Here is a 13,679-nt window from a genome sequence, read left to right as displayed (position 1 = left end):
AGGGGTTTGAAATGGATCATAATGAGCTGATTACTAAAGCAAAAGACTACTTGAAGAAAGAGGACAACCCTCATTTCAGTAAACAGGTTGAGGCCCTTTTGACTCAGGAAAATTGGGAAGAACTGAATGACCGCTTCTATACGGATCTATCGTTTGGAACAGGAGGTCTTCGGGGAGTTATTGGTGGCGGGTTGAACCGCATGAATCCCTACACCGTCAGAAAAGCGACACAGGGGCTTGCAAATTATATTGTGAAACATGCACCACAGGGGAAAAGGCGTGTAGTCCTATCCTATGATTCACGGCATTTTTCCGACCTTTTTGCAGAACAGGCTGCTCTGGTTTTTGCCGGCAACGGCATTGAAGCTCATTTATTTACCTCCCTGAGGCCTACACCTGAGCTTTCCTATGCCGTAAGAGAGTTGAAATGCTGTGCGGGTGTGATGGTGACTGCCAGCCACAATCCTGCAGAATACAATGGTTATAAGGTTTACTGGGAGGATGGCGCCCAAATCACATCTCCCCATGATACAGGTATTATCTCTGAAGTGAGAGCTGTTAATGAAGAGATTAATGTTATTTCTAAAGAAGAGGCTATACACAAAAATCTCTTTTTCATGATTGATAAGTCCATTGATGTCCCTTATCTGGATATGGTCATAGCCCAATCGCTTAGGCCGGAACTTGTGAAAGAGAAAGGACGAGACCTAAAGGTCGTGTATACTCCTCTTCATGGCTGCGGAACGGTTCCTGTTGAAGAGGCTCTCACCAAAATGGGAATACGTGTGATCACAGTTAAGGAACAAAGAGAACCTGATGGGGCTTTTCCAACAGTGGCATTTCCTAATCCCGAAATCACAGAAGCCATGCAGATGGCATTGGATTATGCCAAACGGGAAAAAGCCGATTTGGTCATGGGAACGGACCCTGACGCTGATAGGTTGGGTATTGCCGTGCCCGATGGTGATGATTATACACTCATCACTGGAAATCAATTGGGTGCCCTTCTTACTGACTATATCTTCTTATCCAGAAAAGAGCTGGGATCTTTGCCAACCCATCCCGCTTTTGTGAATACAATCGTTACAACAGATCTTCAGAACCGGATTGCAGAATCCTATGGTGCGGATACATTTAAGGTGTTGACTGGTTTTAAATTCATTGGCGAAAAAATGAGGGAGTTTGAAGAAACGGGATCTCATCATTATGTCTTCGGCGGAGAAGAAAGTTATGGATTCCTTGTCGAAAATGAAGTCCGCGATAAGGATGCTGTTTCTGCTGCTACAATGAGTGCAGAAATGGCTCTTTGGAATGTGACCCAGGGTAGAACGGTCCTTGATCATTTAAATGACATATACACGCGTTTTGGCTACTACGAAGAGACTCTGATATCACAGTATTTTAAGGGACAGTCTGGACAGGAAGTTATGTCCTCGCTCATGACGAAGCTCAGAAAAACTCCACCGGCAGAACTCGGCGGTATTAAAGTAACTGCTTTCAAAGATTATAAGGATGGAACAACTAGGAATCTTTTGACATCAGAGCTGGACACAAATATTGATCTTCCTTCTTCCAATGTCTTGCAGTTTGTCCTGGAGGATGGAAGCCTGATTACGGCCCGGCCCTCTGGAACAGAACCCAAAATTAAATTTTACGCTTCGATTTGCGGTAAAAAAGGATTGGATCTGAAAGAAGCAAAAAAACAGGTCTCCACCAAAATGAAGGCCATTGAAAAGGATATTCTGGCAATGATGCCGGCATCCTAATCAACCCATCAGCCCGGATCAGTAACCGAACCTCTGTCTCCGGGTTGTTTCCATATCTGAAAGAAGGTCTCTGAGATGGCTTTCATCTAGGGTGTTTTCATTGATTTGATCCTGCAGGGTCGTCAGATATCGTTCTTCCATATTGTAGAGTTGATCACTCAATTCAGCCGACCAGATAAAGCGGGTTAATTCTTCAGGAGTCTCCATTAAAAACATAAGCTTCTCAGTCATCACTTTAGATAGGTACCATCTGATATCGTCTATTTCCAGACTGTATTCTTCTAATATTTTTTTTACATTCATATGTACCTCCGGCGATTTTCAAATATGCTAACAGGAAATGTTTTTTTTCCCTATCCCGTTTTCCCAAAAAAATGTATTCTTTTGTCCATGAATACAGAAGAATCAATCATCATTTATACAGACGGTGGATGCACCGGGAATCCTGGTCCAGGAGGATGGGCCTGTGTCCTCCTCATTGATGGACAAGAACATCATTTCTCCGGAGGTGAGGCAGAAACCACCAACAATAGAATGGAAATGACAGCAGTTATAAGCGCACTGGAAAAAATACAGGAGATGGGTTTGTCTCCCAAGGCTCAGATTTATACAGACTCTCAGTATGTTAAAAATGGATTGACTGTCTGGATCCACGGGTGGATAAGGAATGGATGGAAGACTGCATCCAAACAGCCTGTCAAAAATAAAGATCTATGGCTCCGTATGAAGGGTCTTTGTGATCAGTTTGAATTATCCTGGCATTGGGTCAAAGGGCATTCAGGAGACAAATACAATGAACTTTGTGATTCCCTCGTAGAAAAAGAGAGGCTGAGCTTTCAGTAGTTTGAAGCATTCCTATTGTTCCTTCCGTTTTAATGCTTGTGGGGGAAGGAATGCAGGTTTTCAGTTTTGTTGCGGCTGGTTTTGAGGGGCATCTCATCGGTGTTGAGGTGTATATCCGGAGGGGGATTCCGGCAGTGGACATCGTAGGACTTCCAGATGGAGCCGTCAGGGAAGCTCGGGAGAGAATCCGGGTGGCCATTTTGCAGTCTGGTTTTCAATTCCCAAGCGGAAGAATCCTTATCAATATGGCCCCCGCTGATATCCGCAAGGAGGGGGCCTCCTTTGATCTGTCCCTGGCTGTGGCGGTTCTTGTCGCATCGGGACAAATTACTAAAAAATCTGATAATGAGCTGCAGGATGATAAGTGGCTTGTGCTGGGAGAACTGGAACTTTCTGGCCGGCTTCGCCCTGTCAAAGGGACTCTCTCGGCCGTTTCTGCCGCCTTAAAAGGGGGCATCCGGAAATTCCTACTCCCCTTGGATAACTGCGGGGAAGCCATCTCTGCAGGAGCCGTGGATATCATACCCCTGTCTCATCTGAATGAGTTGAATGATCTTTTATCCATGAGAAACAAACCGGCACAACAATGCATACAATTGAAGGTAAAACAAAACTTTGAGCAGCCTACCAGTCCGGATATCAAGGACTTAAAGGGACAGGCCGCTCTTAAACGTGCTCTCATGGTGGCAGCCGCTGGAGGGCATCATATGCTCCTATTCGGTCCTCCCGGTTCTGGAAAAACACTGGCCGCTACCATGCTGGAAGGACTGTTACCAGATTTGGAAGATGACCGTTCCTTTGAGGTTTCCAGAATCTGGTCTCAAGCAGGAAAATTGGGACCGGGAGGTGGTATTCTCAGGCGTCCTCCCTTCCGCGCTCCCCACCACTCGGCCACATTGGAAGGACTCATCGGTGGAGGAATACAGATTTCACCGGGCGAAATCTCTCTGGCTCATGGAGGTGTTTTATTTTTGGATGAAACACCTGAGTTTCAAGGGCGTATTCTTCAATGTCTGAGAGAACCTCTGGAAAGCGGAAAGGTGACCATTGTGAGGGCGGGAAAGTCCTACTGGTATCCTTCGGACTTCCAGCTTTTGATGGCTGCCAATCCTTGTCCCTGTGGGAATATGGGACGGGGAGATTCTGTGTGCATATGCAGTCCCCTGGAAGTCAGCCGTTACTGGAAAAAGATTGGCGGAGCCTTGATGGATCGAATCGATATCAGAATGCCTGTGGATACGGTCAAAGCTGAGGTTTTATTGACCCGGAGTTCTGAGAGTTCCGCCGACCTCCGTGTGAAAATCGATGAAGCTGTAAGGAGGCAGAAAAGACGTTATGCCCCTATTGGAATCCACCGGAACAGATCCCTGACAGGGGCTATGATTCAGGAATTCTGTCCTTTGAGTAAGGAATTACAGGATTACTTTGCCCTCATGGCACGAAAAATTGGATTCTCATCAAGGGCTTGCCATTCTGTTTTAAAGGTAGCTAGAACAATAGCGGATTTAGCTGAACACGAGCAGATTCAACAGGAGGATCTGGAAGAAGCAGGACAGTATAGACGCTATGGAGACAGCAGTCTTTTTTGGAATGAGGGGTGAATTCAACATTTAAGAATTTTGATTTCTACTTGAATGCCATTGAAGGGGAAAGGAACATCCTGTAAAGTATTCATATCTCAATTTTACGGTTGGGGCTCAAATCGTCTTTTTGTTTACAAGCCGTGGAATCTTTTGGGAACAATAAGATTTTGTGGTGATCAATTCAATTTTACAGTATGTATTTGCTCTGTATCCTTGCAAATCGAATAGAAATATTCGTTAATTGAATCATTAAAGAAAAAAATAAGGACTAATTCGTATGAAAAAGAAAACAGGATATATCCTGTCTGTATTGCTCTTCTTAATGATATTTATGGTTTCTTCCTGTTCTAAAAAAGAGGATAAGACCCTCGTTGTGGCCATGGAACTTCAGTTTCCTCCCTTTGAAATGGCCGAAGCCGACGGAACTCCTTCAGGAATCAGTGTCGAAATGGCTTATGCCCTTGGGGAGTACCTTGATCGACCGGTAAAAATTGAAAATACCTCATGGACAGGTTTGATTCCCTCTCTTCAGTCAGGAAAGGCAGATCTTGTCATTTCATCCATGACTATTACTGATGAAAGAAAAGAAGTTGTGGATTTTTCCATTCCCTATGCGGCTTCAGGGCTGACGTTATTGATTAATAAAGATTCCAGTGTGACTTCTTATGCTGATCTGTCTAAGGAAGGTGTCACCACTGCAGTAAAATCCGGAACTATCGGTGCTCTGTGGGCACAAGAAAATCTTCCAGAAGAAAGCATCAGAATCTTTGATGAAGTAGCTGCCTGTTCTCTTGAAGTTTCTCAAGGGAAAGTCGATGCATTTATCTATGATGCTCTTACAACTTTTGAGCTTCAGAAAAAATTTCCAGAGTCAACCTGGGTTAATTTGGAGAACCTTCCCGGAACAAGCGGAGGATGGGGCGTTGCTATGAAAAAAGATAATAGTCTAAAGGCTGAAGTGGATGCTTTCATTCTTGATTACCGCCAAAAAGGTGGATTTGAGGCCCTTGAGAAAAAGTATTTGACAGAAATCAAACAGATTTTTGATGATGCAGGTGTCCCTTCTTTCTTCGCTCTTTAGTTTCTGAGGCATTCAATGAATCTTATTACAGATAGGGAAGGCCAGGATAACCGGTTTGCCCATTTTTTCAGCTGGCTTCTGGTCGCCCTGATTCTGTCTGCTGTGTTCTGGTTCGGCTTTAGCCGTCTTGGATACCGTTTCGCATGGAATACAATTTACAACTACCGGATGAATTTTCTTAAAGGCTACGGGATGACTCTCCTCATCTCGCTGTTTGCCCTCGTGCTTAGTCTGTTCTTGGGAATACTCTTTGGACTGGGTCAGAAGAGCCGTTTGCTCCCATTCCGTTATTTCTCTCTCTTCTATATTGAACTGGTACGGGGTACACCCCTATTGGTACAGATCCTTATATTCTTTTATGTCATTGCTAATGCGGCAGGGATCAATAACCGCTTTGTTGTGGGTGTACTGATCATGGCTGTATTTTCCGGGGCCTACATTGCGGAGATTATCCGGGGGGGAGTGGAGAGTATCGCAGAAAGCCAGAAAGAGTCGGCTCGATCTTTGGGTTTTTCAAGCTACCAAACATACCGGTATGTGATCTTTCCACAGGTGATAACAAGGATTTTACCCTCACTGGCTGGACAGTTGGCATCCCTGATCAAAGACTCATCCCTTTTATCCGTGATTGCTATTAAAGAGTTTACGATGGCTGCCCGGGAAATGAATGCCAATACTTTCTCTACAATGGAAGCCTATCTGCCTTTGGCTATAGGGTATCTTCTTGTGACCTTGCCGATTTCAGGTCTCACACGCTATCTGGAAAGGATATTCAGCTATGAAACTTGAGCTTGATCAATTAAGTAAACACTATGGTGAATTGAAGGTCCTGGATAAAATATCTCTCACCCTGGGAGATGTACGCTCTCTTGTATTGATAGGTCCCTCAGGCGGAGGGAAAACTACGCTTCTGCGTTTGATCGCAGGACTCGAACAGCCCGATGGTGGAAATATACTCATCAATGACCGGCTTATCGAATTTAAGAGTGAAGAAAGTTTGCGTGAGTATAGAAAAAGGATTGGCATGGTATTTCAATCCTACAACCTTTTCCCACATCTCACAGCCTTGGAGAATATTACACTCCCCCTTGTGAAAGTGCATGGATACAAGGAAAAGCAGGCCCAGGATGAGGCTTTAGTGCTTTTGGAAAGGTTTAATCTAGCGGACCAGGCGTTTAAAAAGCCTGCACAACTCTCGGGAGGTCAGAAACAGAGAATCGCCATCTGCAGAGCCGTGGCCATTGGTCCTGAATTCCTTTTGCTGGATGAACCGACTTCTGCTTTGGACCCTGAATTTACCTCTGAGGTTCTTGATTTGATCGGAGAGCTTCGGAGTGAAGGAATGCGTCTGATCCTTGTGACTCATGAAATGGGTTTTGCCAGACAGGCTGCTGACTATATCCTCTTTGTGGGAGATGGCGGATTGATAGGGCAGGGGACACCTGAAGAGCTCTTTGTTCAGAACTCTGACGAGAGGGTCAGCCGGTTTTTCAATACAGTATTAAAGTATAATTGATGCATATTCGGGAATTAAAGGACTTTCTTAAGTCGTATTGCAGGGACAATCATTTGACTTAAGAACAGGCACCTTCTATATTGGGGATAATGAACGTCGACCAAGGTGAAACAGGTCTTTGCAGAACCTGTCATAATAATCTTTGTGCTAAAAAAGTCTCAATTTTTTCTTCACTTCTTGATAAGGATATACAAAAAATTGTGAGCTTGACTGGACATAAAAGCTATTCAAAAGGGGAATACCTCTGTCATGAAGGAGATATTTCATCCAGGTTATATATTGTCAATGATGGTAAGGTTAAACTGTCAAAATTTAATAAAGATGGGAAAGAACAGATTCTGAGGATTCTTTCAAATGGATCTTTTTTTGGTGAATTTTACTTATTCAGTGAAGATGAACCATATAACTTTTCGGCTATTGCCATTTCAGAAGTAAAAATCTGCACTCTTTCTAAATCCGATATGGATGGGCTTTTGAGAGAACATCCTGATATCAATCGAAAAATTATGACAGAAATTTCCAGAAGATTAATTCAGACGGAGAATCTGGTTCAAAATCTGTCGACCAATGATACGAATTCCAAAGTGGCCTATGTTCTTCTTGAATTATCCGAAAAGTATGGGATTACAAAGAACAATCAAATACATGTGAATATTCCCATCAACAGAGAAGAAATGGCCAGTTATGCCGGGGTCACCAGAGAAACCATGAGCCGCAAGCTGAGTCAGTTTGAGCACTTAGGCATACTTCAGACCAAAGGAAATAAAACGATTATCATTCTTGAAATGGATGAATTGATGAATTTTCTTTAAAAAATTCTAAAACTGTGCTCCAAATCACATTTTGAATCTCTATTCTTGATTATCCTCAAATCAGATTATGAAATATTTTGGAGGTAGAGATGAGTATTCAAATTCATGACAATACTTTTTGGGTAGGTAAGGTTGATAACCGTGATGTTCCCTTTCATAGACTTATTCTGACTAAGGGGACGACATACAACAGTTATCTGATTAAATCAGAGAAGCCGACAATTATTGATACAGTGGATATCTCATTTGGTAAAGAATTTCGGGATAATTTGGAAAAAGAGATCAATCTTGAGGAAATCCAGTATATTGTGATCAACCATACCGAACCAGATCATTCGGGGGGATTGAGAACTCTGGCCGCTAAGGCCGTCAATGCTGTTATTGTCTGCACACAGGCCGCTGTGTATGAACTGAAAGAGATGTATAAACTCCATGACAGAACCTTTCTGGTTGTTAAGACTGGTGATACCCTGGATATTGGTGGAAAAACTCTGTCTTTTATCGAAACACCCTATCTGCACACGGAAGAAACGATGGTGACCTATTGTGTAGAAGACAAAACTCTTTTTTCTTGTGACATTTTCTCTACCCATGTTGCCAATGAACATTACTTTAACGACAAAGAATCAAATGACATCCTTGAGGATTTTAAGACGTATTATACCCTGATAATGCATCCTCACCGGATGTATGTAAGGGAAATGATTGAAAAGATTAAAGGACTGGATATTGCTCTCATCGCACCTTCCCATGGATATTTACTTAGAGAAGATGTACAAAAATTTATACAGATCTATGATGATATGAGCCGCAATGTAGAAACATCCCGGAAGGGTCTGGTTTTATATTCGTCAATGACGGGGAATACACGCGAAATTGCCAGTGAAATAAAAGAACTTTACGAGGCTAATGGCATTGAGATGAATGTGATAGATGTGAATCGTACAGAACTTGATGCTGTTGTTTCTGAAATCAATAAAGCTGATATTGTCTTCTTTGGGACGTCGACACGATATGCCGATATGATCGGGAATATGGAATCTGTGTTGAAGAAGCTGGAGACAATCGATCTCGAAGGAAAATACGCTGTGGCCTTCGGTTCTTATGGATGGAGCGGTGAGCCCATTGAAATCATTCAGGATTATTTGAATCAATCAGGGTTTACAACGCTCAATACGAGTCAAATCGTGAAGTCTACAGGAATGACAGATGTCTATTTTCCCATAAGGATCAGATTCTCTTTGAACGAAGAAAGTAGAACAGGATTTAAAAGAGCCGTGTATCATACCCTTGATCTGATGATGGCAGAGTGAGGGAAGAATTCCGGCCTTTAGAATCAGAGGCCGGGACAAATCGAGCCTGTAAAGTTTCCTGTGTAAATGCCTAACTTATTCATCTGTAAATCGATCTCCATATTCCAACTGAAATCGATTCATGGCAGGTTTCCATGCTCTTAGTGGCATAGTCCATTTTTTGGAGGCCTGCTGTATAGCCAAGTATACGATCTTAAATGCAGATTTGTCATTGGGAAAGATCTTCCGATTCTTGATCGCTTTTCGAATGACACTGTTCAAAGATTCTATTGCATTAGTGGTATAGATGATTTTCCGGATTTCATCTGGGTAATCATAAATTGCTATCAGATTTTCCCAATGTCTTTTCCACATTTTACTAATAGAGCCATACTGGCTATCCCACTTTTCAGCAAAATTATTAAGCTCTCTTTCTGCTTCATCCAGAGTGATTGATGAGTAGATTGCCTTCAAATCTCTAGCAGCTTCCTTTCGATCCTTGTATGAAACATATTTCAAGGAGTTCCTGACCATATGTACAATACAGAGCTGAATCTTTGTTTTAGGATAGACGGTATTGATAGCTTCAGGAAATCCAGTTAGTCCATCGACACACGCTATAAAGATATCCTGAACACCCCGGTTCTGGAGCTCTGTCAGCACAGAAAGCCAGAATTTGGCTCCTTCGTTCTCAGAGATCCAGAGCCCCAATAATTCCTTTATACCTTCAGTAGTGATCCCTAGAGCCAGGTAAACAGCCTTTTTGATGACCCGTTTGTCCTGATGTACTTTGACTACGATGCAATCCAGATAAATGATGGGATATAAGCTGTCCAAGGGGCGGTTCTGCCACTGTTCCACTTCTTCAAGAACAGAATCTGTTACCTGAGAAATAAGGGTATGAGAGACATCTACACCATATAAATCTTTAAGTGTCTCAGCGATATCTCTGGTTGTCTGGCCTTTGGCGTAAAGGGTGAGAATCTTCTGATCAAAACCTAGAAGTCTTCTTTGACCTTTCTTAACCATTTGAGGTTCAAACTCTGAGTCTCTATCCCGAGGTGTTTCTATTTCAAGTTCCCCTGAATCAGTTTTTACTTTCTTTGAATTGTAGCCATTACGGCTATTTTTTTTGTTGTGCCCTTTCCGAGAATGCTTTTCATAACCAAGATGATTATCCATTTCAGCATTTAGAGCTTTTTCAATTGTCAGCTTCATCAGCTGGCCAAGAGGATCAGCCAAGTCTGCCTCGGTCTTAACCCCTTTAGCCAATTCTGTGGCTAACTCATCCAAACGATCTTTGTCTATCATGATACTATTCATCCTAACTCCTATTGCCCTTTTTGGGCTATTCAGAATTAGGCAGTTACACAGTTTTATTTACAGGGTCGACAAATCAGGCAATCTAATTTTATTTGATATAGGAATCCCATGATTTCTTGCTAAAGGGGATTGAACAAACTATAAATGAATCATAAGTGATCAGGAAAGAAATATTTTTTAACCTGATTAGATACTTCTTCTCTCTTCCGGGTTGTATTTTGTAAACAAATGATATTTATTAATGCTGATGACTTTTAGTCATTGTTATTGAAATGAATCTTTCTAGGTGATGCTTTGATACTTTTATATTTTTTATATCAACTGTCTGCTTATATTGCTTTTTCCTTCTGTTTCCTTATTGGAATGTGGGCCTTTTCTCTAAACCAAAAATCACCAATAAACAGACTTTTTTCTCTCCTTAGTCTCTCTCTTAGTATTTGGATCTCTTCCCTCATGTTTGCGGGTGTTGCACCAGAATATGAGATCTCCTTGGTATGGAGACGAGTGGCTGTTTTTGGCTGGTCTACCCTTTACAGCTTTCTGCTGCATTTTTTCCTAGTCCTCTTTTGGGGAGAGACAATTCTCAAAAAGAAAATTCTATACGCCATTTATCTTCCAGCAATAGTTTGTATCGCTGTTTTCTCAGTCATTGGGACAATAGCCAACAGTGAATATCAACTCATACAAACATATTTTGGATGGGCGAATCTCCAGGTAAATAGTTTTTGGAACACTTTTTTTAATATTTATTACATGACTTATTCAATTCTTGTTTTTGGAATTTTGTTATTCTGGAAGTTCCGCAAGAATAAAAAAGAAGAGATCCGGGTATTGAGAATTGCGCTTTCATTCATTGCGGCACTGGGACTCGGAGCATTTTTGGAAATTTTTTTGAATTTGATAATTGCAGCCAAGATCCCCTCCATGGCTCATCTGTTTATATTAATGCCCCTATCAGTTTTATTTTATGAAATAAAGCGGAACCATGTCATGCCCGAATCGGAAGATTTAAAAAAAGTATCAACAGGAGTTATTTTAAGTGAATTCGAACAGCTTCGATTTTATCAATATTTGAGCAGTTTGTTTATTCTGATCAGCATAGTTTATATGATCATCCAAACCATACTCCTACAGGACCATTATAGTAGCGTACAGTTTAGTCTCTCATTACTTGTAACAGGGACTATTCTGCTTTTTCTACCCCGTATTGTTATCAATGGGAAGGATAGAGATAATATTATGCTTGTTACTGTCAATATATCCATATTGATGATTATGGCCTTTCTCTCTAATCAGGAAATTTATAACTATGCTTGGACTTTTCCTATTCCTATTATCTTTATTTCTATACTATATAACAAAAAGCATTTGTTATATTCTGTTGCATCAGTATCTGTTCTGGGAAATATTTGGCTGATGATACTCTCAAAAGAACCTCATTACAGAAATATGGTTTTGATTTATCTGCCCAAAATTCTGTTTTTCATAGTGAGTGCTTTCATTGCTTCCTATATACATAAAGTTTATTTAAACCGCTTAAACGAAAATGAGAGCCGTATAGCTTATCAGGAGATGATTTCCAGGATTTCCTCCAGTCTTGTAACCATCAGTCATGAGAACCAGAAGGAGTGTTTTGAATCGATTCTTGAAGAATTGGGTCTCTTCTCGAACGCCCGGGAAGCATTTCTTGTTTGTTGTGGCAAGGAGAATCGAAGTATCCAGAATATTTACAATTGGGGCATTGGCGGAAATCCTATAGATTGGGAGCTTCCCCCGGAGGTTTCAGAATATAAGTTTGACCAGTTTTTACAACTCATGATGGCGGAAAACCCTGTATATATTGAAGATTTGAATTTGCTTCCTTCTGATTTTGACTGGTTTAAAAAAATGTTTCATCCTTCTGTAACATCTCTTGTTGCTGTGAGTGAAATTCGGGAAGGCCATTTATACTCTATTCTCGGATTGAATTTCAGTAATCCAATCCATCCCATCAGCATCAAAGAAATGAGGCAGATTATGGGCATCCCATCTAATCTCATTGCTGATGGGTTATTGAAGATTGAGAATGAACAAAAAATCAGTTTTATGGCCTACTATGATGCCCTCACGGGACTTCCTAATCGTTTGTTTTTCTTTGATCAGTTGGATAAGGCCTTAGCCTTGGCAGATCGGACTGAAAAAACTGTTGCTGTCATCATGATGGATCTCGATTCATTCAAATACATTAATGATACCATGGGACATGATGCGGGTGATCTGCTTCTGCGCCGTGTTGCAGAGACCTTATCGAGTCGAATTCGGGACTATGATACCATGTCCCGGTTTGGTGGAGACGAGTTCCTGTTTATTTTATCTCAGTTAAACAATCAGAATGAGGCTGCAGCTATTGCAGAGAAGCTCCTGCAAGCCCTGGTGGAACCCATTAGTTTGGCCGGTGAAAAATTTTATATCACAGGAAGTCTGGGGATCAGTTGTTTTCCTGGAGATGGTAAGAATGGAGAGCTCTTATTTAAGAATGCCGATACAGCGATGTATGTTTCAAAAGGGGAGGGGAAGAATCGCTACACTTTTTTTAGCCAGGAAATGAATAAGACCGCCGATGAGAAAATGCAATTATCAAACGAGTTGTACAGAGCCTTGGAAAGAGACGAATTTGTTCTAAATTACCAACCGCAAACGGATATAAGCGGTACTAAAATCATTGGCATGGAGGCACTTATCCGCTGGAACCATCCAGAAAAAGGACTCTTACCACCTTTGGACTTTATTCCTCTGGCTGAGGATATCGGTTTAATAAATGATATTGGGAAATGGGTTTTGTACAAGGCATGCAAAGACAACAAAGACCTGCAGGACCGGGGAGGACCGTGTATTCGGGTGGCTGTGAATTTGTCTGTAAAACAATTTAGCGGTTCATCCTTAGTGGACATGGTCAAGGAGACCCTTTATCAAAGTGAGTTAAAGCCGGAATATTTGGAGTTAGAAATAACTGAAAGCATCGCCATGGGTGATTTTACAGATGTTCAGCAAGTTTTGAAGAACTTGAGAGAGCTTGGAATCACTCTGTCAATTGATGATTTCGGTACAGAGTATTCATCCCTCTCCCGTCTCAGACACCTTCCTGTAGATAGAATCAAAATTGATAAGCAATTTATTCAGGGAATTTCAAAAAGTACTCATGATGAATCGATAACCAGTTTTATCATTGCTCTTTCTAAGAGTATGGGTCTCAAGGTCATTGCAGAAGGAGTTGAAAGTAATTCACAAATTTCATTTCTCACAGAGAAATCCTGCGATGAAATTCAGGGCTTTTATTTCTACAAACCCATGGAATTTGAAAAGCTTTTAGATGTTTTTGAAGTCAAAGCATAGACAGAAATAGATTAAATTATAGGAATATATGAAAATAAACATATAGACTGCTTTATTTGGCAAAGAAAGTATTGACTTATAAATTTTGAGG

General features: G+C 41.4%; 11 protein-coding genes. 9 read left to right on the top strand and 2 right to left on the bottom strand.

Annotated elements, in window-relative coordinates; all coding sequences use genetic code 11:
- Window positions 1–11 precede the first annotated feature (11 nt).
- The gene (locus tag EXM22_RS06960) at window positions 12–1,766 is read left to right on the top strand and encodes a phospho-sugar mutase (RefSeq protein WP_149485821.1); all 1,755 of its coding nucleotides are present in this window, start codon (window positions 12–14) and stop codon (window positions 1,764–1,766) included.
- Window positions 1,767–1,784: 18 nt separating this feature from the next.
- Here EXM22_RS06960 and EXM22_RS06955 read toward each other — a convergent pair whose 3' ends face one another.
- Complete coding sequence (locus EXM22_RS06955; RefSeq protein WP_149485820.1) at window positions 1,785–2,069, bottom strand: hypothetical protein; 285 nt, start codon at window positions 2,067–2,069, stop codon at window positions 1,785–1,787.
- 87 nt (window positions 2,070–2,156) lie between these two features.
- Between EXM22_RS06955 and rnhA the strand changes: the two genes are divergently transcribed.
- The 7 genes from rnhA (at window position 2,157) to EXM22_RS06920 (ending at window position 8,914) form a co-directional block, all read left to right on the top strand.
- The gene (gene rnhA / locus EXM22_RS06950) at window positions 2,157–2,609 is read left to right on the top strand and encodes a ribonuclease HI (RefSeq protein WP_149485819.1); all 453 of its coding nucleotides are present in this window, start codon (window positions 2,157–2,159) and stop codon (window positions 2,607–2,609) included.
- Window positions 2,610–2,659: 50 nt separating this feature from the next.
- Complete coding sequence (locus tag EXM22_RS06945) at window positions 2,660–4,210, top strand: YifB family Mg chelatase-like AAA ATPase (RefSeq protein WP_168203393.1); 1,551 nt, start codon at window positions 2,660–2,662, stop codon at window positions 4,208–4,210.
- A gap of 259 nt (window positions 4,211–4,469) precedes the next feature.
- Window positions 4,470–5,273 (top strand): transporter substrate-binding domain-containing protein, encoded by an 804-nt coding sequence (locus EXM22_RS06940; protein ID WP_149485817.1) that lies wholly within the window; start codon window positions 4,470–4,472, stop codon window positions 5,271–5,273.
- A gap of 15 nt (window positions 5,274–5,288) precedes the next feature.
- The gene (locus tag EXM22_RS06935) at window positions 5,289–6,062 is read left to right on the top strand and encodes an amino acid ABC transporter permease (RefSeq protein ID WP_149485816.1); all 774 of its coding nucleotides are present in this window, start codon (window positions 5,289–5,291) and stop codon (window positions 6,060–6,062) included.
- Window positions 6,052–6,789 carry an amino acid ABC transporter ATP-binding protein gene (locus tag EXM22_RS06930; RefSeq protein ID WP_149485815.1) on the top strand — a complete coding sequence of 246 codons (738 nt, stop codon included), beginning with the start codon at window positions 6,052–6,054 and terminating at the stop codon, window positions 6,787–6,789. The genes EXM22_RS06935 and EXM22_RS06930 overlap by 11 nt, the downstream gene beginning before the upstream one ends.
- 89 nt (window positions 6,790–6,878) lie before the next feature.
- On the top strand, window positions 6,879–7,601 hold the full coding sequence (locus EXM22_RS06925) for a Crp/Fnr family transcriptional regulator (RefSeq protein ID WP_149485814.1): 723 nt from the start codon (window positions 6,879–6,881) through the stop codon (window positions 7,599–7,601).
- A gap of 89 nt (window positions 7,602–7,690) precedes the next feature.
- Complete coding sequence (locus EXM22_RS06920) at window positions 7,691–8,914, top strand: FprA family A-type flavoprotein (RefSeq protein WP_149485813.1); 1,224 nt, start codon at window positions 7,691–7,693, stop codon at window positions 8,912–8,914.
- Between the two features lie 75 nt (window positions 8,915–8,989).
- Here the strand turns inward: EXM22_RS06920 and EXM22_RS06915 are convergent, their stop codons facing one another.
- Window positions 8,990–10,201: an IS256 family transposase gene (locus EXM22_RS06915; RefSeq protein WP_149487894.1), complete on the bottom strand. Its 1,212-nt coding sequence runs from the start codon at window positions 10,199–10,201 to the stop codon at window positions 8,990–8,992.
- Window positions 10,202–10,969: 768 nt separating this feature from the next.
- Here EXM22_RS06915 and EXM22_RS06910 point away from each other — a divergent pair.
- Window positions 10,970–13,588: a putative bifunctional diguanylate cyclase/phosphodiesterase gene (locus EXM22_RS06910; RefSeq protein WP_210411563.1), complete on the top strand. Its 2,619-nt coding sequence runs from the start codon at window positions 10,970–10,972 to the stop codon at window positions 13,586–13,588.
- The last annotated feature ends 91 nt before the right edge of the window (window positions 13,589–13,679 follow it).

The organism is Oceanispirochaeta crateris (genome assembly GCF_008329965.1).
Taxonomy (GTDB): Bacteria; Spirochaetota; Spirochaetia; order DSM-2461; family DSM-2461; genus Oceanispirochaeta; species Oceanispirochaeta crateris.
This window is presented reverse-complemented; position numbering and strand designations above follow the sequence as displayed.

Bases quoted from the DNA above. Each gene is read 5' to 3' on its own strand.
- EXM22_RS06960 (WP_149485821.1), top strand. From the start codon at position 12: ATGGATCATAATGAGCTGATTACTAAAGCAAAAGACTACTTGAAGAAA.
- EXM22_RS06955 (WP_149485820.1), bottom strand. From the start codon at position 2,069: ATGAATGTAAAAAAAATATTAGAAGAATACAGTCTGGAAATAGACGAT.
- rnhA (WP_149485819.1), top strand. From the start codon at position 2,157: ATGAATACAGAAGAATCAATCATCATTTATACAGACGGTGGATGCACC.
- EXM22_RS06945 (WP_168203393.1), top strand. From the start codon at position 2,660: ATGCAGGTTTTCAGTTTTGTTGCGGCTGGTTTTGAGGGGCATCTCATC.
- EXM22_RS06940 (WP_149485817.1), top strand. From the start codon at position 4,470: ATGAAAAAGAAAACAGGATATATCCTGTCTGTATTGCTCTTCTTAATG.
- EXM22_RS06935 (WP_149485816.1), top strand. From the start codon at position 5,289: ATGAATCTTATTACAGATAGGGAAGGCCAGGATAACCGGTTTGCCCAT.
- EXM22_RS06930 (WP_149485815.1), top strand. From the start codon at position 6,052: ATGAAACTTGAGCTTGATCAATTAAGTAAACACTATGGTGAATTGAAG.
- EXM22_RS06925 (WP_149485814.1), top strand. From the start codon at position 6,879: ATGAACGTCGACCAAGGTGAAACAGGTCTTTGCAGAACCTGTCATAAT.
- EXM22_RS06920 (WP_149485813.1), top strand. From the start codon at position 7,691: ATGAGTATTCAAATTCATGACAATACTTTTTGGGTAGGTAAGGTTGAT.
- EXM22_RS06910 (WP_210411563.1), top strand. From the start codon at position 10,970: ATGACTTATTCAATTCTTGTTTTTGGAATTTTGTTATTCTGGAAGTTC.